The organism is Serratia sp. HNCC26DJ206 (assembly GCF_057180605.1).
Map to the genome: position 1 here is coordinate 98272 of NZ_JBXUGP010000019.1, position 22478 is coordinate 120749.

Sequence of the window (22478 nt, forward strand, 5' to 3'; positions counted from 1 at the left end):
AACTCATTAAGAATTGGTGGGTCGTGCAGGATTCGAACCTGCGACCAATTGATTAAAAGTCAACTGCTCTACCAACTGAGCTAACGACCCATTGCTGTGGTTTACTACTGAATTTCTTTTTCGCTCGACTCGAACCTTTACGGTTCTCATCCTTTACGATTCCACTTTTTACCAATTCATCAAGAATTGGTGGGTCGTGCAGGATTCGAACCTGCGACCAATTGATTAAAAGTCAACTGCTCTACCAACTGAGCTAACGACCCACTGTTGTGGTTTACTACTGAACCGCGTGAAGAACTTTTTCTTCCAATCCATTAAGAATTGGTGGGTCGTGCAGGATTACTCGGCTTCGCCTCGCCCTTCGGGCCATCGCTCGCGCGATGTTGTCTCGCTTCGCTCGACTCGAACCTTTACGGTTCTCATCCTTTACGATTCCACTTTTTACCAACTCATCAAGAATTGGTGGGTCGTGCAGGATTCGAACCTGCGACCAATTGATTAAAAGTCAACTGCTCTACCAACTGAGCTAACGACCCACTGTCGTGGTTTACTGCTGATTAATACAGAATGGAAAATCCGTATCGAAGAAAACTGGAGTGGCAAACAGGATTACTCAGCTTCACATCGCTTTACTTACTATCGCTTACGCGATGCTTTTTCGCTAATGCTTGGCTTGCACCTGCGGCCAATTGATTTGAAGTCAACTGCTCTACTTAACGGAGCTAACGACCCAATTTCCTTGCTGCTTTAACATCTTGCAAGATGTCTTGGCAACGGCGGCATATATTACTAATTTATCTTGGCAGCGCAACCTAAATTTTGGCGCAATAGGTTCAACTGCTTGTTCTTCACGCGAATGAGCCCAGAAATCGGTCAAAACGACTAAGTTCTGGGCTCAGTTTTTATTTACAGGCTGGCTGCGCGTTTCTTTGCCTGCTTGGCCGCATCGCTGGTTGGGTAGGATTTGATCACCTGCTGGTAAACGGCTTTGGCTTTATCAACCTGGCCTTTTTCCTGCATGATCACCCCAACTTTAAACATAGCGTCCGGTGACTTGGGTGACTTGGGAAAACTCTTCACCACCACCGCATAATAGTAAGCCGCATCTTCCTTCTTACCCTTGTTGTAGAACAACTGACCGAGCCAATAGTTAGCATTAGGTTGGTAAGTAGACTTTGGGTATTGCTTTATGAAAGCTTGGAAAGCGGAGATCGCCTGATCGTACTGTTTTTTTTCCAGCGCTAATGAAACAGCAGCATTGTAGTCGCTGTTTTCATCACCGGTACTCGCCGGTGTGGCAGCCGCAGGTGCAGTACTGGCACTGTCAGCGGGCGCAGCTGCTGTGGCACCACTTGCTGCTGCATCCGTGGAATTCTGTGCGCCACCCTGGCTGAGACTATCCATCTGCTGATAGATCTGTTTCTGGCGTTCAACCACCTGATTCAACTGGTATTGGCTTTCCTGGATCTGCCCACGAAGAGTATCAATATCACGTTGATTGTCAGAGAGTTGTTGTTGAAGTTGGTTTAAAAGCTGGCCCTGAGCATTACTGATACGCTCAAGAGAAGTGACACGGTCCTCGACCGAGCCAGAGCCGACATTACTGATTGGCGCTTGGGCAGTAGCGGCCCATGGGACCGCTACGCCAACCAGTAACGACAGACCCAACAGATGACGTCTGAAGTTACTGTTCATGCGATTCTCTTAGTAAACCAGAACGGCACGACGGTTTTTAGCCCAAGCCGCTTCGTCGTGGCCCAGTACTGCTGGTTTTTCTTTACCGTAAGAAACGATAGAGATCTGGTCAGCAGAAACGCCTTTACCTTGCAGGTACATTTTAACTGCGTTAGCACGACGCTCACCCAGAGCGATGTTGTACTCTGGCGTGCCGCGCTCATCCGCGTGGCCTTCAACGGTCACTTTATAGGACGGGTTGCTACGCAGGAATGCAGCGTGCGCATCCAGCATCTGAGAGAACTCAGAGCTGATGTCGTATTTGTCCAGACCGAAGTAAACAATGTTGTTCCTCTGCAGTTCTTGCATCTGCAAACGAGCTTGTTCTTCAGAAGACAGGTTGCTGCTGCCATTTTCTGTACCCGTGCCAGCGCCGAGCATACCAGATTGGTCGTTGTTTGCGCTTTTGTTAGAACTACAGGCCGCCACAGCCAGAACTGGCAGTGCCAGCAGTAAAGCTTTCAGCACTTTGTTCAGTTGCATTTCTTTGATCCTTTTATAGTTTGCTATACATATTTTACACATGCATCACAGATACGGCGACCAGGCAGGTGATTTGACCTGTCCATCGGTTGCCGGAAGACGCGCTTTGAAACGCCCATCAGTCGATACCAACTGCAGGACGGAGCCCATACCTTGCGTGGAGCTATAGATCACCATGGTACCGTTTGGTGCGATACTTGGTGTTTCATCCAGTTGTGTGTTCGTTAATACTTGAACCGCTCCCGAAGTAAGATCTTGTTTGGCGATATGCTGAGCACCACTGTTGGAACTCACCATCACCAGGAACTTGCCATCCGGGCTCACATCAGAGTTCTGATTCTGAGCACCTTCCCAAGTCAGGCGTTGTGGAGCACCGCCGCTTGCACTGATTTTATAAATCTGAGGACGCCCGCCCTGATCGGAGGTATACGCCAGAGATTGACCATCAGGGAACCAACTAGGTTCGGTGTTGTTGCTGCGGCCATCGGTGATCTGGCTGATCTGGCCAGAACCCAGGTTCATCACATACAGATGCAGGCTACCGCTCTTGGAGAGAGCAAATGCCAGGCGGCTGCCGTCTGGTGAGAATGCAGGGGCACCGTTATGACGTGGGAAAGATGCGACCTGTTGGATAGCACCGTTAGCCAGAGTCTGGATAACCAGCGCTGAACGGCCACTTTCAAAGGTCACATAAGCCAGTTTGCTACCATCTGGTGACCAGGCTGGTGACATTAATGGCTCTGGTGAGCGGTGCACTACGAACGTATTAAAACCATCATAGTCTGATACACGCACCTCATACGGGAATTGCCCACCGTTGGTCTGCACCACATAAGCGATACGGGTACGGAACGCACCTTTGATACCGGTCAGCTTTTCAAACACTTCATCACTGGCGGTATGGGCAGAATAACGTAACCATTGCTTGGTCACTTTATACTGGTTTTGTGCCAGAACGGTGCCCGGAGAACCTGAGGTATCTACCAGTTGGTAGGAGATCAGATAGCTGCCATCAGCGCCAGGTTGCACCTGACCGACAACGACAGCATCGATACCCAACGCAGTCCAAGCCGCTGGCGTCACTTCAGACGCAGTGCTCGGTTGCTGCGGCATACGTGCCACATCAATAGGGTTGAATTTGCCGCTGTTGCGTAAATCTGCGCCAACAATCTGGCCAATATCTTCTGGAGGCGTGCCTGGACCCGCCCATTTAAATGGCACCACACCAATCGGGCGAGCAGAGTCGACCCCTTGGGTGATTTCAATGCGAACTTCCGCGTGCAGCACGGATGCCCACAGGACTAACAAACCTAACATTACTCGAAATGCCTGCTTCATCTCATCTCCCTTATCCAGGCAGGATGCCCGCGATAAATTAGCAGAATTTTAACAAACCAACGCAAACAAAACTACGTTTACCCAAAGGATCCAGAACTTTCAGCCAACAACACTGCAAACTGAGAAACAATGGGTAAAAATCCCTGTTGGTTACCTTAGTACATCCTTGCGTTTTACTCAGTTATAACAACCATTACTGTGGCTTAAATGTAAGAGGAGCATTCTTAAACGCTCCATACACGTCCTGATAAATAGTTACTGAGGTTTAAAGTCAATGGGTGCATTCTTAAACGCCTCGTACACTTCTTTACTTGGCGGCTTAGGTATTTTCGCCTGCCGAGCTGCCACTAAAGCTGCTTGGCAAAGTGCTGGATCACCCCCCTCAATTTTTGCATCAATCACTAAGCCATCAGGAGCTAGATTGATTCTCAATGTACAGGTACGCCCCTTATATGAAGCCCAATCATAGAATTTATTCTTTACGGCATTCTGTATCTGGCTACCATAGCTGTCCAAATCTGCACCACTTGCCCCCGCAGTTTTGGCATTACCCTGCCCTGCTGGTTTGCCGTCGCCTTTTGCTTTGGCACCGCCACCTTTCGGCGCGTTTTTACCATCCGCCAAATCACCAAACAAGTTGTCCACGTCAGCAGACTGCTTAGCCGCCTCTGCCGCTGCCTTCTTCTTGGCATCTGCCGCTTTCTTGGCTTCAGCCGCCTTCTCAGCAGCAGCGGCTTTTTTCGCTTCCTCTGCTGCCGCTTTCTTCTCGGCATCAGCAGCAGCTTTTTTCTCGGCGGCTTCAGCCGCTTTCTGTTCAGCTGCGGCGGCAGCCTCTTTCTTCGCCTCTTCCGCCTGCTTCTTAGCGGCCGCGGCGGCGGCAGCTTCTTTCTTGGCTTCCGCTTCTGCTTTCTTCTGTGCGTCTGCCTGGGCCTTGGCTATTTTATCTGCCTCGGCTTTGGCTTTTGCCGCAGCTTGTTCAGCCGCTTTCTGTTGTTCTTTAGCCTTAGCCGCTGCAACTTCAGCCGCTTTCTGCTGCTCAGCCGCCTGTTGTTGCTGTTCGGCTGCTTTCTTCTGCTGTTCTGACTGCGCTTTGGCATCCTGCGCCGCTTTTTCCTGCGCAGCCAAGCGTGCCTGTTCAAGCTCTTTCAAGCGCTGTTGTTCCGCAGCCTGTTTCTGCTGCAGTTCTTCTGCCTGTTGCTCCGCCTTCTTCTGACGTTGCTTTTCGGCACGTTGTGCATCGCTGCTCTGCTGCTGCTGGCGATTGTACTGCTCCACCACCGCCCCAGGATCGACCATCACTGCACCGACGACGGAACCGTCGCCGCCACCGCCAGCACTCATTTCGGCGTTCTCTTGCAGCGATCCCCAAATCAACAGGGCAATCAATATGATGTGCAGAACCACCGAAACAATAACGGCGCGGTTCAGCTTATCGTTTTGCTCAGTTGCCTTTACCAAAATAGAGTCCCAAAAACTGGTGCTTAAACGGGGTTTCTGCCCCATCGGCAGAAACCGGGTTGCCTCTCACCTTACGGTCAGATTGGCTGGGTCATCAGCCCCACGGAAGCTACGCCCGCCTGATGGAGAATATTCAATGCCTTGATAATCTCATCATAGGGTACTTCCTTTGCCCCACCGATCAAGAAGACCGTCTTCGGATTCGCCGCCAAACGCGACCGCGCTTCAGCCGCAACCTGTTCAGGCGGCAACAGTTCCATGCGATTATGATCCACCACCAAGGTGTACTGGCCCACGCCGGAGACTTCTAGAATCACCGGCGGATTATCGTCGCTGGACACCGTTTTGGAGTCCGTGGCGTCAGGCAAATCAACCTCAACGCTTTGGGTGATAATCGGTGCGGTTGCCATAAAAATCAGTAACAACACCAAAAGCACGTCCAACAGCGGAACAATATTGATTTCCGACTTCAGCTCACGACGGTTACGACCACGAACTTTCGCCATGCTACCTCCTACTTATTTGCTGTCGCTGGAGAAGGCCTGACGATGCAGAATAGCGGTGAACTCTTCCATAAAGTTGTCGTAATTCTGCTCAAGCTTGTTAACACGCTGGTTGAGGCGGTTGTAAGCCATAACGGCAGGGATCGCGGCAAACAGGCCAATCGCGGTGGCGATCAACGCTTCAGCGATACCCGGCGCCACCATCTGCAACGTGGCTTGTTTGACTGCGCCCAAGGCAATAAAGGCATGCATAATCCCCCACACGGTACCAAACAGGCCGATATACGGGCTGATGGAACCGACAGTGCCGAGGAAAGGAATGTGAGTTTCCAGAGTTTCCAGTTCGCGATTCATCGAAATACGCATCGCACGTGACGCTCCTTCGATCACCGACTCCGGTGCGTGACTGTTAGCACGGTGCAAACGGGCAAACTCTTTAAAACCAGAATGGAAAATTTGTTCCGAGCCCATCAGGCTATCGCGGCGCGCCTGGCTTTCCTGATACAAACGGGAAAGCTCAATACCGGACCAGAACTTGTCTTCGAAGGCTTCGGCATCCCGCGTGGCCGCATTCAAAATGCGGGTACGCTGGATGATAATAGCCCAAGAGGCAACTGAGAAGCCTATCAGAATCAACATGATAAGCTTAACCAGCAGGCTTGCCTTCAAGAATAAATCTAGGATGTTCATGTCAGTCACTGCTTAAACTCCGCGACAATAGACTTAGGAAGCGCTATCGGCTTCATTTGGTGTGGATCAATGCATGCAATCAACACATCGGCCTGACTCAAAAGAGTACCGTCAGAATTGACAATGCGTTGAGCAAACGTGAGAGAGGCCCCACGCATTGAGGTGATTTCACTCTGTACTTCCAGCAGATCATCGAGACGAGCTGGTAACAGATAATCTACCGTCATGCGCCGGACAGCAAAAGCGACATGTTCACTGAGCAGCTGCTGTTGATGAAAGTTATGCTGACGCAGCATCTCTGTGCGCGCTCTTTCGTAAAAGGCGACGTAGCGGGCATGGTAAACCACACCGCCGGCATCGGTGTCTTCGTAATAGACACGAACCGGCCATCGAAACAACGTATTACTCACGATACTTCCAAGCCAATGCAATTTAACGTTGCTACTATACGCAAGACAGATCGGGTTGGGAATGGGTTACAGGATGGGAATGAAAATAATTATGGGCCTGAATGACCCATAACAAGCGGATATGCTGCAGATTATAAAGAAACGTAAAGTAATCCTGCGGCCAGGATCACAATTGCAGGTAATGGCGCAAAAAATGCACGCCAGAACATCTTCTGAGGCCGGAAACCGACGCCGTGAACCATGCCCGCACACACCGCCCATATCAGCAAGATACCCTGCCAAATCTCCAACGAACTGGTGCGCGCCGCAAAACGGCTAGGATCCCAGAATATACATCCCGCTAAAATCAACGCCAGCACCAATGAAAGGGCCCGAATCGGGCCCTTGTCAGTGATAGCGTACAGCTTATCAGTGAGCGATAAACTCATTACTTACTGTCTTGCTGTGCTTGCGAATCTTCAATGTGCTCAAGCGCCAGGGCCGTAATGATACCGAAGGCACAGGCAAGAAGCGTTCCGAGGATCCAGGCAAAATACCACATGGGTTAGCTCCTTTTGCTTAGTACAGTGAATGCTTGTTGTTTTCGATGAACTTCTTATCCAAGCGCCCAAACATTTTGTAGTACGACCAGCAGGTGTACGCCAGAACAATTGGCACGAAGATAATCGCCACAATGGTCATCACTTTCAACGTCAGCAGACTGGAAGTCGCATCCCACATAGTCAGGCTGACGTTAGGCATAGTGCTCGAAGGCATAACGAATGGGAACATGGTTACCCCGGCCGTCAAGATCACACAAGCAATTGTCAGCGATGAAGTCAGGAATGCCATAGCCCCTTTCTCCAAACGGGAGAACAGGATGGTGAACAATGGCAAGACCACGCCAAGCGCCGGTAACGCCCACAGAATCGGATACTTGTTGTAGTTGATCAGCCAGGCACCTGCCTGATGAGCCACTTCTTTACGCAACGGGTTGGATTCCGCCGCAGTATCCAGAACTGAGGTCACCACAAAGCCATCAATACCTTTCACCAGCCATACACCGGCCAGCAAGAAGCAGACTGCCATCACCAGAGTCGCAATCTGTGCCGCAGCACGTGAACGCAGGTGGAGTTCACCCGTGGTACGCATCTGCAGATAGGTTGCACCTTGGCTTACCAGCATCGTCAGGCTGACAATCCCAGCCAACAGCGCGAACGGGTTAAGCAGTTGGAAGAAGTTGCCAGTGTAGAACAGGCGCAGATATTCGTTAACGTGGAACGGAACCCCTTGCAGCAGGTTACCGAACGCCACACCGAATACCACGGCAGGCACGAAACTGCCAATAAAGATGCCCCAGTCCCACATATTACGCCAGCGGCTGTTTTCCAGCTTCGAACGGTAGTCAAAACCGACCGGGCGGAAGAACAACGCAGCCAACACCAGGATCATGGCTATATAAAAGCCCGAGAACGCAGCGGCGTAAACCATCGGCCAAGCGGCAAACAGCGCGCCCCCGGCGGTGATCAGCCACACCTGGTTACCATCCCAATGCGGGGCAATGGAGTTGATCATTATCCGGCGTTCAGTATCGTTTTTGGTGATGACAGGCATCAGGATACCGACGCCCATGTCAAAACCATCCGTGACTGCGAAGCCGATCAGCAATACGCCAACCAGAACCCACCAGATAAATCGTAGTACTTCATAATCAAACATAAGTGGACTCCTGTTTAGCGCGCTTCCTGCACGGTGGCAGTCGGTTGTTCAAAATGATAGCGGCCAGTTTTCAGGCTACTTGGACCCAGACGCGCAAACTTGAACATCAGGTACATTTCAGCCACCAGGAACAGGGTGTACAAGCCGCAAATCAGCCCCATCGAGAACAGTATATCGCCTACGGTCAACGAAGAGGTGGCGACTGCGGTTGGCAGTACCTCACCTATCGCCCACGGCTGACGACCATACTCTGCCACGAACCAGCCTGCTTCTACTGCAATCCAAGGTAATGGAATGCCGTACAGCGCTGCGCGATGCAGCCATTTCTTCTCACCGATACGGCCACGCAATACGCTCCAGAACGACATGCCGATAATGAACAGCATGATCACGCCACAGGCCACCATGATACGGAAGGCGAAATACAGCGGAGCAACACGTGGAATTGAATCGTTGGTTGCCTGCTGGATCTGCGCTTCTGTCGCGTCGGTAACGTTTTCGGTATAACGCTTCAGCAACAGACCATAACCCAAGTCCTGCTTGATGTTATTGAATTCAGCACGTACAGCCGGATCGGTATTGCCACTACGCAGGCTTTCCAGCAACTGGTATGCCTTCATACCGTTACGGATACGAACCTGGTGCTGAACCATCAAATCCCGCAAACCGATAACCGGGGTATCAATGGAACGGGTAGCAATCAGGCCGAGCGCCCATGGGATCTGAATAGCAAAGGAGTTTTCCATTCGCTCCTGATTCGGAATACCGAACAGAGTAAATGCCGCCGGTGCCGGTTGAGTATCCCATTCGGCTTCGATAGCAGCCAGTTTGGTTCTCTGCACGTCACCCATTTCGTAGCCAGATTCATCACCCAGTACGATAACGGAAAGGATCGCAGCCATACCAAAGCTGGCAGCAATGGCAAAGGAGCGTTTAGCAAACGCAATATCGCGACCTTTCAGCAGATAGTAAGAGCTGATCCCCAGAATGAACATGGCACCCGTGGTGTAACCTGAAGCCACGGTGTGAACAAACTTCACCTGTGCAACCGGGTTGAGTACCAGTTGGGAGAAGCTGACCATCTCCATACGCATGGTTTCGAAGTTGAAATCAGAAGCAATCGGGTTCTGCATCCAGCCGTTGGCAACCAGGATCCACAGAGCGGACAGGTTTGAACCAAGAGCCACAAACCAGGTTACCGTCAGGTGCTGTACTTTGCTTAGACGATCCCAGCCGAAGAAGAACAGGCCGACCAGCGTTGATTCCAGGAAGAACGCCATCAGACCTTCGATGGCCAGCGGGGCCCCGAAGATATCACCGACGTAGTGAGAGAAGTATGACCAGTTAGTCCCGAACTGGAACTCCATGGTCAAACCAGTGGCCACACCCAGAGCAAAGTTAATTGCAAATAACTTGCCCCAGAATTTGGTCATATCTTTATAAATTTGTTTGCCAGACAGCACATATACCGTTTCCATAATTGCTAACAAAAACGCCATACCAAGCGTTAATGGAACAAATAGAAAATGGTACATCGCCGTTAAGGCAAACTGTAAGCGCGACAGTTCGACAATATCAAACATCTTGACTCCTTGCTCCTGGCAGGAAGACTCCGACTTGCGGCTATCGGTACGACTCCGTAAAGAGTAACCGGTAACGCCCCGCAGTGAATGCCCTTAAAAACAACAAATTTGATCCAGCCCCTCTGCTTTCAATCGCACATTCACAGCCTGACCACAGTAGCCGGTAGCAAAATGCACCTATGAAAACCGACAGCGGGTAACAAATGCAACAAGATCAACCATCCCTAATTACACAATGGCATGATACTCGCCAAATCCCATACAATAAATAGGTTTTTACGTGACGTGGCTTAGACTTTTGGCGACAGGTCAAAAAGAAGCCAAAAGAGGTATTTCAGCTTATTTTGATCTAGAACAATTTAAGCCTATCTGCATATTATTTCCAGGTTCTATCACATGTTTTCGCGTAATTTTCCTGGAAGCATGTTGCATAATAGTTTAATTGTTTTTTATTGATATTTTTGTGTTAAATAAATGTAATTTAAAATAACCACGATTGTATTAAGTGAAGATTTTCATTCGAAATATATTAACTTTTTATTTCCAATAAATAATTGCAGTGAGTTAACTCACAAATCAGCTTCAGGTTAATTAATCTGAGACTATGTTGAGAGGTGGATCGCAAATCCCGCAAATACATAGTTTTGGCGACAGAAAAGCCCCCGATTAACGTCAAGAACCTCATTGTTGGGTGCGTTGTGAGCGATAATTCAAGGGATAAAAAAGCCACCCAAAAGGGTGGCCAAACATGTCGAGATACTATTCTTATCGTGAAATATCAGCGATTCAATACGGCTTTCACTGCGTCACCGATGTCAGCCAGGCTGCGCACGGTTTTGACCCCTGCCGCTTCCAGCGCCGCGAACTTCTCATCCGCAGTACCTTTACCGCCAGCAATGATGGCTCCCGCATGGCCCATACGCTTGCCTTTAGGCGCGGTAACACCGGCGATGTAACCGACAACCGGCTTGGTCACGTGATCTTTGATATAAGCAGCCGCTTCTTCTTCAGCGCTACCGCCGATCTCGCCGATCATCACAATCGCTTCAGTCTGCGGATCTTGCTGGAACATCTTCAGAATGTCGATAAAGTTGGAACCTGGGATCGGGTCACCACCAATACCTACGCAGGTTGATTGGCCCAGACCCGCATCAGTAGTTTGCTTCACCGCTTCATAGGTCAGTGTGCCTGAGCGGGAAACGATACCCACTTTGCCTGGCAGATGGATATGGCCCGGCATGATACCGATTTTGCATGCGCCCGGGGTGATCACACCTGGGCAGTTAGGGCCGATCATGCGTACACCAGCTTCATCCAGCTTCACTTTCACCGTCAGCATATCCAGCGTTGGGATACCTTCAGTAATGGTGATGATCAGCTTAATGCCTGCCTCGATCGCTTCCAGAATGGAATCTTTGCAGAACGGAGCTGGAACATAGATCACCGAGGCAGTTGCACCGGTCGCTTCAACCGCTTCACGCACGGTGTTGAACACCGGCAGACCCAGATGTACGGTACCGCCTTTACCCGGCGTCACACCGCCGACCATTTTAGTGCCATAAGCGATAGCCTGTTCGGAGTGGAAGGACCCTTGGCTACCAGTGAAACCCTGGCAAATGACTTTGGTGTTCTTATCAATTAAAATGGACATTATTTACCCTCCACTGCCGCAACAACTTGCTGAGCCGCATCAGTCAGGCTGGTCGCAGCAATGATATTCAAACCGCTGTCCGCCAGTTTCTTGGCGCCCAGTTCGGCGTTGTTCCCTTCCAGACGCACCACTACCGGGACGTTAACCCCGACTTCAGCAACGGCACCAATGATACCGTCGGCGATCAGGTCGCAACGCACGATACCACCGAAAATGTTAACCAGAACCGCTTTCACTTTGTCGTCAGACAGAATGATTTTAAACGCTTCGGTTACGCGCTCTTTGGTCGCACCACCGCCCACGTCCAGGAAGTTGGCTGGTTCACCACCGTGCAGTTTTACGATGTCCATGGTACCCATGGCCAAACCGGCACCGTTCACCATGCAACCGATGTTACCGTCGAGGGCAACATAGTTAAGCTCCCACTGAGCCGCACGGGACTCACGCTCATCTTCCTGAGAAGGATCGCGCATTTCACGCAGTTCAGGCTGGCGGAACAACGCATTACCATCAGCGCCCAGTTTGCCATCCAGGCAGATCAAATCACCCTGCTTGGTGATCACCAGCGGGTTAATCTCAACCATCGCCAGATCGCGCTCCAGAAACAGTGTTGCCAATCCCATGAAGATCTTGGCGAACTGGCTGACTTGCTTACCGGTCAGACCCAGTTTGAACGCCAGTTCACGGCCTTGGTAAGGCTGTGGCCCGGCCAGTGGATCGATGGTCATTTTGTGGATCAGTTCCGGCGTTTCTTCCGCAACTTTCTCAATCTCAACACCACCTTCAGTAGAAGCCATGAACACTACGCGACGGCTTGCGCGATCAACCACGGCACCCAGATACAATTCTTTGTCGATGTCAGTTGCCGCTTCCACCAGGATCTGGTGAACCGGCTGACCCAGCGCATCCGTCTGGTAAGTCACCAGACGCTTGCCCAACCAGGCTTCAGCAAAAGCACGAATGTCTTCTTTGCTGTTAACAACTTTAACGCCGCCAGCTTTACCGCGGCCGCCAGCATGAACCTGACATTTCACCACCCACGGGCCGGAGCCGATTTTAGATGCGGCTTCTTCTGCTTCACGCGGTGTGGTACAGGCATAACCGGTTGGTGCCGGCATACCATACCGAGCAAACAGTTGTTTTGCCTGATATTCGTGTAAATTCATGATGTTCTATCCATTCAGGTCTGAAAAGTTTTAGCCTGTCATCTTCAAGCGATCTAAGCGCAGGCCACATAGCACAGAGTGTGGGTGCGGTAATTACCGCACCCTAGCAGGAATTAAACGTCTAACAGCAGGCGAGCAGGATCTTCCAGCATCTCTTTGACCGTCACCAGATAACCCACGGACTCGCGGCCATCGATCAAGCGGTGATCGTAAGACAGTGCCAGATACATCATCGGCTGAATCACAACCTGACCATTAACCGCCATCGGGCGATCTTTGATGGCGTGCATGCCCAAGATGGCGCTCTGCGGTGGGTTGATGATCGGGGTAGACATCAGTGAACCAAATACGCCACCGTTGGTAATGGTAAAGTTACCGCCGGTCAGCTCTTCCACCGTCAATTTACCGTCACGGCCTTTGACCGCCAGCTCTTTGATTCTCTTCTCGATGTCCGCCATGCTCATGGTGTCAACATCACGCAGCACTGGAGTCACCAGACCACGTGGGGTAGATACCGCGATGCTGATGTCGAAGTAGTTGTGGTAAACCACATCGGTACCATCGATAGAAGCATTCACTTCAGGGAAGCGTTTAAGAGCCTCGACTACCGCTTTGATGTAGAAGGACATGAAGCCCAAGCGTACACCATGGCGTTTTTCGAAAGCTTCGCCGTATTGCTTACGCAGATCCATGATCGGCTGCATGTTGATTTCGTTGAAGGTGGTCAGCATTGCGGTGCTGTTCTTCGCTTCCAACAGGCGCTCGGCCACACGTTTACGCAGGCGAGTCATCGGCACACGTTTCTCACTGCGGCTGCTCAGAGCAGGCTGCGGTGCAGCGTCTGGCGCAGAAACAGCAGCAGGTTTATCTGCTTTCTTGCTACCAGCCAGATGTGCTTCCACGTCTTCACGAGTGATACGGCCACCCACACCACTGCCTTTGATCGCCGCAGCATCAAGCTCATGCTCAGCAATCAGGCGGCGGATCGCCGGGCTGAGTGTGTCGTTGTTTTCTTCTTCCAGGCTAGCGGTGGCGCGCTGTGCCGGGGTAGCTTCTTTGCTCTGCGTTTTCTCTTCGGTCGGTTTACCAGAGCTATCGCCCGGGCGGATACGGCCGATTATCTGGCGGGAGGTTACGGTTGCGCCCTCATCTTCCAGAATCGCATCGAGGATCCCCGCTTCGCTGGCTGGTACTTCCAACACCACTTTGTCGGTTTCGATCTCAACCAGAACTTCATCACGGTTTACCACATCACCTGGTTTTTTATGCCAAGTGGCCACGGCCGCATCAGCAACCGATTCAGGAAGGTCAGGAACCAGAATATCTACGCTACTCATTAAGCTTTCCCTTAAGTTTTTACCCTTCGTCTTTCAAGCTGTCGCGGGGTTGGCTGTTCTCTCCCCAGCCACTTATATTCGAAGCGCCTGGGGAGTCATTCAGTTACCGCCTTGCTACACCCTGAAATCTAGGGATACTAATCAATATTCAACGCGTCATTCACCAGAGCCTGCTGCTGCTTCTGGTGTACGGACAGATAGCCAACCGCCGGAGAGGCAGAGGCCGGACGTCCGGCGTAACGCAAAGAAGCCCCAAATGGGATCACTTCACGGAAGTTATGCTGGCTGCAATACCAAGCGCCCTGGTTCAGCGGCTCTTCCTGACACCAGACGAAATCATGCACATGGGCATACTGCTCCAGCACCGCCTGAACTGCCTGATGCGGGAATGGATACAGCTGCTCAATACGGACGATCGCGACGTCTTTCTGGTCATTCTTGCGGCGCTGTTCCAGCAGATCGTAATAAACTTTACCGGAACACAGTACTACGCGTTTCACCGCCTGCGGATCCAGCTCGTCGATTTCACCGATAGCCGGTTGGAAAGTGCCGTTCGCCAGTTCCTCAAGAGAAGAAGTCGCCAGCGGATGACGCAGCAGAGACTTAGGTGACATCACCACCAACGGACGGCGCATACCACGCAACGCCTGACGACGCAGCATATGGTAAACCTGTGCAGGCGTGGACGGGATACATACCTGCATATTCTGCTCGGCACACAGTTGCAAATAACGCTCCAGGCGCGCAGAGGAGTGCTCTGGCCCTTGGCCTTCGTAACCGTGTGGTAATAGCATCACCAGGCCACACATCCGACCCCATTTCTGCTCACCAGAACTGATGAACTGGTCGATTACCACCTGCGCACCGTTGGCGAAGTCGCCGAATTGTGCTTCCCAGATGGTCAGAGTACGTGGCTCAGCAGTGGCATAACCGTATTCGAACGCCAAAACGGCTTCTTCAGACAGTACGGAGTCCCAAACTTTGAACTCACCCTGCCCGCTATGAATGTTAGCCAATGGAACATAAACTGAACCATTTTTCTGGTTGTGCACCACAGCATGGCGATGGAAGAAGGTGCCACGCCCCGCATCTTCACCAGAGATACGGATTGGGATGCCTTCGTCTGCCATCGTGGCATAAGCCAGCGTTTCAGCCGCGCCCCAGTCGAATGCTTTATTACCCGCAGCCATCTCGGCACGATCACCGTAGATTTTCGCTACGCGTGACTGCATCTCAATCGCTTCAGGTACGGTACTGATACGACGTGCCAGTTCCTGCAGGCGCTTCATATCAACCTTGCTTGGGTACTCTTCGTCCCACTCATGGTTCAGATACGGTGACCAGGTAAAGGAGTGCAGGTTCATCGGACGCCATTCTTCAACCACACAATCACCACGATCGAGAGCATCGCGATACAGGTTGACCATTTCCGTGGCATCTTCCAGGCTGGCAATGTTCTGGCTAGTCAGAACGTCAGCGTAAATCTTGCGTGGCGTAGGGTGTTTTTTGATCTTCTGGTACATCACCGGCTGGGTTGCACTTGGCTCATCGGCCTCGTTATGCCCATGGCGACGGTAACAGACCAAATCGATCATAACGTCACGTTTAAAGGTGTTACGGAAATCCAACGCCAGGCGGGTAACAAACGCCACGGCTTCTGGATCGTCAGCATTCACATGGAAGATCGGTGCCTGTACCATCTTGGCAATGTCAGTACAGTATTGGGTGGAACGTGCATCCAACGGATTGGAAGTAGTGAAACCAACCTGGTTGTTAATGACGATACGTACCGTACCACCGACTTCATAGCCACGTGCCTGAGACATGTTCAGGGTTTCCTGAACTACACCCTGGCCGGTAATAGCAGCATCACCGTGAATGGTGATTGGCAGCACCATATTGCTGCGCGCTTCGTCCAGACGATCGCGACGGGCACGCACAGAGCCCATCACTACCGGGCTGACTATCTCCAGATGTGATGGGTTGAATGCCAGCGCCAAGTGAACCATGCCGCCTTCCGTTTCAACATCAGAAGAGAAGCCTTGGTGATATTTCACGTCACCGGTGCCCAGATGTTCTTTATGCTTACCGGCAAACTCGTCGAACAGATCGGCGGGTTTTTTACCCAGCACGTTGATCAGCACGTTCAGACGGCCACGGTGGGCCATGCCCAGCACCACTTCACGGGTACCGTTTTTACCTGCATGACGAATCATCTCTTTCAGCATTGGCACCAATGCATCGCCACCTTCCAGCGAGAAGCGTTTCGCCCCTGGGAATTTAGCACCGAGATAACGTTCCAGCCCTTCGGCTGCCGTCAGTTCGTTCAAGAAGCGGCGCTTCTCGTCTATGGTGAAACTGGCCTGCCCCACTACCGATTCAATGCGCTGCTGGATCCAGCGTTTTTCTTCGGTATTGGTAATGTGCATATACTCTGCACCGATAGAACCACAATAAGTCTGCTTCAGCGCGCTATACAGATCGCCTAACTTCATGGTTTCTTTACCAATGGCAAAAGAACCCACGTTGAAGGTTTCCTGGAAGTCGGCTTCACTCAGGTTGTGATAGGCAAGACCAAGATCGGGAACACGTTCCTGTTTCCACAGGCCGAGTGGATCGAGGTTCGCATGCTGATGCCCGCGGAAACGGAAGGCGTTGATCAGTTGCAATACCTTGACCTGTTTGGCATCGGTTTCAGGATCGTTAATGGTGGTGTTGTAACGTGCAGAATCTTTCGCCAGGCGGCGGAAGTAATCTCGCGTTTGGGAGTGGAGCTGATCGGGTTTAACACCCGTGGTTGGTAGCTGTTGAAAAATGGAACGCCAGCTATCTTCAACGGAACTCGGATCGGTTAAAAAGTCTTCATAGAGCTGCTCTATGTAGGACTGGTTCGCGCCCGCCAGATAGGAGGAATCCAGCCAGGCCTTCATTGCGCCGTTCTGCATTATGATCCCTTAAGCTTTTAAAGCTTCAGTTTTCGCCGTGGTTAACATAATTACCGTGATGGTACGGTTTGCCGTAAAAACGGTTCACTCGACGTGCTTATAACCTGATACAGCTTAAATGCACGTTCTGTTTTGGACCTTGCGGCCCCTTTCAAGGAACCTCTAAAAACCGGCGGGACTAGCCTGACTGCCTAAAACGACAATCACGCATCAGTTTTTAGAGGCTCCCTCTCTTAGAATGTGCGCCGGAAAAGTGCCCGGCGCAGCATCTCATTCCGTTTATGCGCCGCGTTGCAGCAGCATAGACTTAATATGGCCAATTGCACGCGTCGGATTCAAGCTCTTAGGGCATACACTGACACAATTCATAATGCTATGGCAGCGGAAAACACTGAAAGCGTCGTTCAGATCATCCAAACGTGCTTCAGTTTCCGTATCACGGCTGTCGATCAGGAAGCGGTACGCTGCCAACAGACCTGCCGGGCCAACAAACTTGTCAGGGTTCCACCAGAATGATGGGCAAGAGGTTGAGCAACAGGCGCACAGGATACATTCGTACAAACCATCCAGTTTAGCCCGCTGATCTGGCGACTGCAGGTGCTCGCGCGCCGGGGGATTCTTACCATCGTTCAATAAGAACGGCTTAATTTTTTCATATTGGGCATAGAACTGCCCCATATCCACCACCAGATCGCGCACTACCGGTAACCCTGGCAATGGGCGGATCACAATCTTGTTGTTGCCTTTGCGCAGCGACGAGATCGGCGTGATACAGGCCAGGCCATTTTTACCGTTCATGTTGATACCGTCTGAACCGCATACCCCTTCACGGCAGGAGCGGCGGAACGACAGGGTCGGATCTTTTTCCTTCAGTTGGATTAACGCATCCAACAGCATCATGTCTCGGCCTTCTTCCGCTTCCAGGGTGTAATCCTGCATATGCGGGGCGTCGTCGACATCCGGATTATAGCGATAGATAGAAAATTCGAGTTTCATCAATCAGGCTCCGCAATTAGTAAGAACGCACTTTCGGCGGGAATGCCGCACGCAGTTTCGGCTGCATATTCACTTCACGACGCGTCATGCTTTCCGATTGCGGCAGATACAGCGAATGGCACAGCCAGTTGGCATCATCACGATCCGGGAAGTCGAAGCGGCTGTGTGCGCCACGGCTCTCAGTGCGGAAGTTGGCCGACACGGCGGTGGAATACGCAGTCTCCATCAGGTTATCCAACTCCAGGCATTCGATACGCTGGGTGTTGAATTCGCTGGAGGTATCATCCAGACGTGCATTCTTCAAACGTTCACGGATTACCTTCAGTTCTTCCAGCCCTTTGGCCATTGCATCGCCTTCACGGAACACCGAGAAGTTGTTCTGCATGCAGGATTGCAGTGCTTTACGGATTTCAACCGGGTCTTCACCTGAACGGGTGCTATTCCAGCGGTTTAGGCGTTCCAACGAAGCTTCTACGTCAGAATCGCTGGCGTCACGGCTTTCACCCTGCTCTATCAGTGACTCTTGCAAATGCATGCCAGCAGCACGGCCAAACACCACCAGATCCAGCAGCGAGTTGCCGCCCAGACGGTTAGCCCCATGTACCGATACGCAGGCAATTTCACCGACAGCGAACAGCCCTGGAATGACTACGTCTTCGCCTTTTTCGTTCACGGTTAATGCCTGGCCGGTCACTTTGGTCGGAATGCCGCCCATCATATAGTGACAGGTTGGGATAACCGGGATCGGCTCTTTCACCGGATCGACGTGAGCAAAGGTACGAGACAGTTCCAAAATACCCGGCAGACGAGATTCCAGCACCTCTTTGCCCAAGTGATCCAATTTCAGTTTGGCATGTGGGCCCCATGGACCATCGCAGCCACGGCCTTCGCGGATCTCAATCATGATTGAACGGGCGACCACATCGCGGCCAGCCAGATCTTTGGCGTTAGGCGCATAGCGCTCCATGAAACGCTCGCCATGCTTGTTCAGCAGATAGCCGCCTTCGCCGCGACAACCTTCCGTCACCAGGACACCCGCACCGGCGATACCGGTCGGATGGAACTGCCACATTTCCATATCCTGTACAGGCACGCCAGCACGCAATGCCATACCGACACCGTCACCGGTGTTGATGTGCGCATTGGTGGTTGACTGATAAATACGGCCCGCGCCGCCGGTAGCCAATATGGTCGCTTTGGCTTTGAAATACACCACTTCACCGGTTTCGATGCAGATAGCGGTAGTACCAACCACCGCACCATCCTGGTTTTTCACCAGATCCAGCGCATACCACTCAGAGAAGATGGTGGTATGGTTCTTCAGGTTCTGCTGATACAGGGTATGCAGCAAGGCGTGGCCGGTACGGTCCGCAGCTGCTGCGGTACGTGCTGCCTGTTCGCCACCGAAATTCAGTGACTGACCACCGAATGGGCGCTGATAAATACGGCCATCATCCAGACGGGAAAACGGCAGGCCCATGTGTTCCAGCTCCAGAATCGCTTCCGGGCCGGTTTTACACATGTACTCGATGGCATCTTGGTCACCGATGTAGTCGGAACCTTTCACCGTATCGTACATGTGCCACTCCCAGTTATCTTCGTGATTGTTGCCCAAGGCTACGGTGATGCCACCTTGTGCAGACACGGTATGGGAACGGGTCGGGAATACTTTAGACAGCAGGGCACAAGTTGAGCCCGCTTGGGAAATCTGCAATGCGGCACGCATACCTGCGCCACCCGCACCGATAACAACTGCATCAAACTCTCTGACTGGCAGTTTCATTTAAGCACCCCACACTACGATTGTTCCGTACAGTAAATAGACCAGCAACGCGACGACGATCGCCAGTTGCAGCACCAGGCGTAATGCCAGTGGCTTGATATAGTCCGTCAGCACCTGCCACATCCCAACCCAGGCGTGAACCAGGATCGACAGCAACGTCAGCAAGGTGAATACTTTCGTAATAGAGGAGGCGAAGAAACCGCGCCATATTTCATAGGTGATATCCGGAGCGGTGACGACAAAGCCCAAGATATACAGAACGTACAGGGTAATGATGATCGCGGAAGCACGCAGCAACAACCAATCGTGCACGCCGTTACGCCCTAATGCAGAAACGTTGCTTACCATACGAGGACTCCAGCCAGAATTGACAGCACGACGGTCAGACCGAACGCCACTTGGGCAGAACGGGTACCTGCGGCTAAACTCTCTTCGATATAGCCAAAATCCATTAACAAGTGACGAATGCCACCGCAAATGTGATAGGCCAGCGCAGTGAGGATCCCCCAGAAGATAAATTTCACGAAGAAGCTATTCATGATGGAGGCGGCGTGCAGGAAGCCCTCTTGAGAAGAGAGAGACAAGCCCAACAGCCAGAGAAGAATGCCCACGGCAACGAAGGTAATTACGCCAGAGACTCGGTGTAAGATGGACGCTATCGCAGTTACGGGAAACCGGATCGTTTGCAGATCCAGGTTGACAGGTCTTTGTTTTTTCACGGTTTTGCCCACACAGCTCTTATTATTTTCCTTCCTCCGGGCCTGGGTGGGGATCAGACAGCGTTAAGAGCCAAAACCCTTACACGTCACGCGCTCAAACATCGACTTCCACTGTGCTTAAACGGCGCGTAGTTATAACGCTGGGTGCTCCTACTTCAGGGTAATCCGGAGACCTGGCGGCAGTATAGGAGGATCACATTCTTATTACAATTCCCATACAATCCCTTTGGGGACATTTCCCTCGAACAGTGATTCAGATCACGATTTTCACATTTAACACTAAATTAATTATCTGATTTGACAAGAGATCAACATTTCCATTACAAATAGGGTAGCAATCAACCCTATGATGGGCTACCGCTCAACAGATACACTTCCCCCTATGCTTAAGTTATGCAACAGTGTGTCTGGCTAGCATTCCAAACATGTCGTAGGTAATGATTAATAGAAAATAACGAATCCCGAAGAATCGTTAATAACTGGTAACCCATCTCGCTCGCCGGGTTAGCACTCTGTACCCAACCCGCGCATTTGCGCAGTCGCTCACAGAGTTAGCGTTCGCACCATTTTATTGCGGGCAACCTGCCGAGATTTAAGGTATTTCAGTTGTTAGAGGTTTTTAAAATAAGGCGCTAAGGAGACTGTAAATGACTGATAAGAAAGCGACGCTAAGTATCAACAATGGCGAAGCTACGATCGAACTGGGCGTACTCACCCCAACACTAGGCCCTGACGTCCTTGACGTGCGCACCTTGGGTTCCAAGGGTTATTTCACATTTGATCCCGGCTTTACTTCTACCGCTTCCTGCGAATCCAAGATCACCTTTATCGATGGTGACAAAGGTATTCTGTTACACCGCGGCTTCCCTATCGAACAGTTGGCAAAAGAGTCTTCTTATCTGGAAGTGTGCTACATCCTGCTGTACGGCGAAGCACCAACCAAAGAAGAGTTTGAGACCTTCAAAACCACCGTTACCCGCCACACCATGATCCACGATCAGATTACCCATCTGTTCCGCGGTTTCCGCCGTGATTCACATCCAATGGCGGTATTATGCGGCGTAACTGGCGCACTGGCGGCGTTCTATCACGATGCGCTGGACGTTAACAACGAGCGTCACCGTGAAATTACCGCCTTCCGCCTGCTGTCCAAAATGCCGACCGTAGCGGCCATGTGTTACAAATACTCTATCGGCCAACCTTTCGTTTATCCGCGTAACGATCTCTCTTACGCGGGCAACTTCCTGCGTATGATGTTTGCCACGCCATGCGAAGAGTACGTGGTGAACCCGGTGCTGGAACGCGCGATGGATCGTATTCTGATCCTGCATGCTGACCACGAGCAGAACGCGTCAACCTCTACCGTGCGTACCGCCGGTTCTTCCGGCGCTAACCCGTTTGCCTGTATCGCGGCCGGTATCGCTTCCCTGTGGGGGCCAGCGCACGGCGGCGCTAACGAAGCCGCGCTGAAGATGCTGGAAGAGATCAAAACGGTTGAGCACATTCCAGAGTTTATCAAGCGCGCCAAAGACAAGAACGATTCGTTCCGTCTGATGGGCTTTGGTCACCGCGTGTATAAAAACTACGATCCGCGCGCTACCGTGATGCGTGAAACCTGTCATGAAGTGCTGAAAGAACTGAACAAGAAAGACGACAACCTGCTGGAAGTGGCGATGGAGCTGGAACACATCGCGCTGAACGACCCGTACTTTATTGAGAAGAAACTGTATCCTAACGTCGACTTCTACTCTGGCATCATCCTGAAAGCCATGGGTATTCCGTCTTCCATGTTTACCGTTATCTTCGCCATTGCCCGTACCATCGGCTGGATCGCACACTGGAACGAAATGCACGACGAAGGCATCAAGATTGCCCGCCCACGTCAGTTGTATACCGGTTATGCCGAACGTGATTTCAAATCGCAGAACAACAAATAAGCTGATTTACCTCTGCTGATACAAGGCCGCCCACGTTAACCTGGGCG

20 protein-coding genes, 3 tRNA genes and 1 other RNA gene are annotated in these 22478 nt (G+C 51.5%); 1 reads left to right on the forward strand and 23 read right to left on the reverse strand.

Going from position 1 to position 22478, the window contains the following annotated elements:
- Window positions 1-14: 14 nt before the first annotated feature.
- From AC2A1E_RS14315 to sdhC, 23 genes are all read right to left on the reverse strand, one after another.
- Window positions 15-90 (reverse strand) — tRNA-Lys (locus AC2A1E_RS14315).
- Between the two features lie 97 nt (window positions 91-187).
- Window positions 188-263 (reverse strand) — tRNA-Lys (locus AC2A1E_RS14320).
- A gap of 59 nt (window positions 264-322) precedes the next feature.
- A non-coding RNA gene (locus AC2A1E_RS14325) (RtT sRNA) lies at window positions 323-444 on the reverse strand.
- Between the two features lie 16 nt (window positions 445-460).
- Window positions 461-536: transfer RNA gene (locus AC2A1E_RS14330), tRNA-Lys, on the reverse strand.
- Between the two features lie 370 nt (window positions 537-906).
- Complete coding sequence (gene cpoB / locus AC2A1E_RS14335) at window positions 907-1695, reverse strand: cell division protein CpoB (protein ID WP_484384317.1); 789 nt, start codon at window positions 1693-1695, stop codon at window positions 907-909.
- A 9-nt stretch (window positions 1696-1704) separates the two neighbouring features.
- A complete protein-coding gene (gene pal / locus AC2A1E_RS14340; RefSeq protein ID WP_459399402.1) occupies window positions 1705-2217 on the reverse strand; it encodes a peptidoglycan-associated lipoprotein Pal in 513 nt (170 codons plus the stop codon).
- Between the two features lie 45 nt (window positions 2218-2262).
- Window positions 2263-3555 carry a Tol-Pal system beta propeller repeat protein TolB gene (tolB, locus tag AC2A1E_RS14345; protein WP_473190484.1) on the reverse strand — a complete coding sequence of 431 codons (1293 nt, stop codon included), beginning with the start codon at window positions 3553-3555 and terminating at the stop codon, window positions 2263-2265.
- A gap of 255 nt (window positions 3556-3810) precedes the next feature.
- Complete coding sequence (gene tolA / locus AC2A1E_RS14350) at window positions 3811-5013, reverse strand: cell envelope integrity protein TolA (protein WP_484384318.1); 1203 nt, start codon at window positions 5011-5013, stop codon at window positions 3811-3813.
- A 77-nt stretch (window positions 5014-5090) separates the two neighbouring features.
- A complete protein-coding gene (tolR, locus tag AC2A1E_RS14355; RefSeq protein ID WP_459399405.1) occupies window positions 5091-5519 on the reverse strand; it encodes a colicin uptake protein TolR in 429 nt (142 codons plus the stop codon).
- Window positions 5520-5531: 12 nt separating this feature from the next.
- Window positions 5532-6215 carry a Tol-Pal system protein TolQ gene (gene tolQ, locus AC2A1E_RS14360; protein WP_459399406.1) on the reverse strand — a complete coding sequence of 228 codons (684 nt, stop codon included), beginning with the start codon at window positions 6213-6215 and terminating at the stop codon, window positions 5532-5534.
- Complete coding sequence (gene ybgC / locus AC2A1E_RS14365; RefSeq protein ID WP_076940895.1) at window positions 6212-6616, reverse strand: tol-pal system-associated acyl-CoA thioesterase; 405 nt, start codon at window positions 6614-6616, stop codon at window positions 6212-6214. The genes tolQ and ybgC overlap by 4 nt, the downstream gene beginning before the upstream one ends.
- A 131-nt stretch (window positions 6617-6747) precedes the next feature.
- On the reverse strand, window positions 6748-7044 hold the full coding sequence (gene ybgE, locus AC2A1E_RS14370; RefSeq protein ID WP_484384319.1) for a cyd operon protein YbgE: 297 nt from the start codon (window positions 7042-7044) through the stop codon (window positions 6748-6750).
- Window positions 7044-7157 (reverse strand): cytochrome bd-I oxidase subunit CydX, encoded by a 114-nt coding sequence (gene cydX, locus AC2A1E_RS14375; RefSeq protein WP_459399408.1) that lies wholly within the window; start codon window positions 7155-7157, stop codon window positions 7044-7046. The genes ybgE and cydX overlap by 1 nt, the downstream gene beginning before the upstream one ends.
- 17 nt (window positions 7158-7174) lie before the next feature.
- A complete protein-coding gene (gene cydB, locus AC2A1E_RS14380) occupies window positions 7175-8314 on the reverse strand; it encodes a cytochrome d ubiquinol oxidase subunit II (RefSeq protein WP_484384320.1) in 1140 nt (379 codons plus the stop codon).
- Window positions 8315-8328: 14 nt separating this feature from the next.
- Window positions 8329-9897, reverse strand: coding sequence for a cytochrome ubiquinol oxidase subunit I (gene cydA / locus AC2A1E_RS14385; protein WP_484384321.1), 1569 nt, complete (start codon window positions 9895-9897; stop codon window positions 8329-8331).
- 778 nt (window positions 9898-10675) lie between these two features.
- A complete protein-coding gene (gene sucD, locus AC2A1E_RS14390) occupies window positions 10676-11548 on the reverse strand; it encodes a succinate--CoA ligase subunit alpha (RefSeq protein WP_484384322.1) in 873 nt (290 codons plus the stop codon).
- Complete coding sequence (gene sucC, locus AC2A1E_RS14395; protein WP_459399412.1) at window positions 11548-12714, reverse strand: ADP-forming succinate--CoA ligase subunit beta; 1167 nt, start codon at window positions 12712-12714, stop codon at window positions 11548-11550. The genes sucD and sucC overlap by 1 nt, the downstream gene beginning before the upstream one ends.
- Before the next feature lie 113 nt (window positions 12715-12827).
- Window positions 12828-14051, reverse strand: coding sequence for a 2-oxoglutarate dehydrogenase complex dihydrolipoyllysine-residue succinyltransferase (gene odhB, locus AC2A1E_RS14400; RefSeq protein WP_484384323.1), 1224 nt, complete (start codon window positions 14049-14051; stop codon window positions 12828-12830).
- A 137-nt stretch (window positions 14052-14188) separates the two neighbouring features.
- Window positions 14189-16996: a 2-oxoglutarate dehydrogenase E1 component gene (gene sucA / locus AC2A1E_RS14405; RefSeq protein WP_484384324.1), complete on the reverse strand. Its 2808-nt coding sequence runs from the start codon at window positions 16994-16996 to the stop codon at window positions 14189-14191.
- 279 nt (window positions 16997-17275) lie between these two features.
- Entirely contained in the window at window positions 17276-17992 is a 717-nt protein-coding gene (locus AC2A1E_RS14410; RefSeq protein ID WP_459399415.1) for a succinate dehydrogenase iron-sulfur subunit, read from the reverse strand.
- A gap of 16 nt (window positions 17993-18008) precedes the next feature.
- Window positions 18009-19775, reverse strand: coding sequence for a succinate dehydrogenase flavoprotein subunit (sdhA, locus tag AC2A1E_RS14415; protein WP_484384325.1), 1767 nt, complete (start codon window positions 19773-19775; stop codon window positions 18009-18011).
- On the reverse strand, window positions 19776-20123 hold the full coding sequence (gene sdhD / locus AC2A1E_RS14420) for a succinate dehydrogenase membrane anchor subunit (RefSeq protein ID WP_459399417.1): 348 nt from the start codon (window positions 20121-20123) through the stop codon (window positions 19776-19778). It lies immediately after the preceding gene.
- Window positions 20117-20506 carry a succinate dehydrogenase cytochrome b556 subunit gene (sdhC, locus tag AC2A1E_RS14425; protein WP_337262076.1) on the reverse strand — a complete coding sequence of 130 codons (390 nt, stop codon included), beginning with the start codon at window positions 20504-20506 and terminating at the stop codon, window positions 20117-20119. The genes sdhD and sdhC overlap by 7 nt, the downstream gene beginning before the upstream one ends.
- Before the next feature lie 635 nt (window positions 20507-21141).
- Here sdhC and AC2A1E_RS14430 point away from each other — a divergent pair.
- Complete coding sequence (locus AC2A1E_RS14430) at window positions 21142-22431, forward strand: citrate synthase (RefSeq protein WP_459399419.1); 1290 nt, start codon at window positions 21142-21144, stop codon at window positions 22429-22431.
- The last annotated feature ends 47 nt before the right edge of the window (window positions 22432-22478 follow it).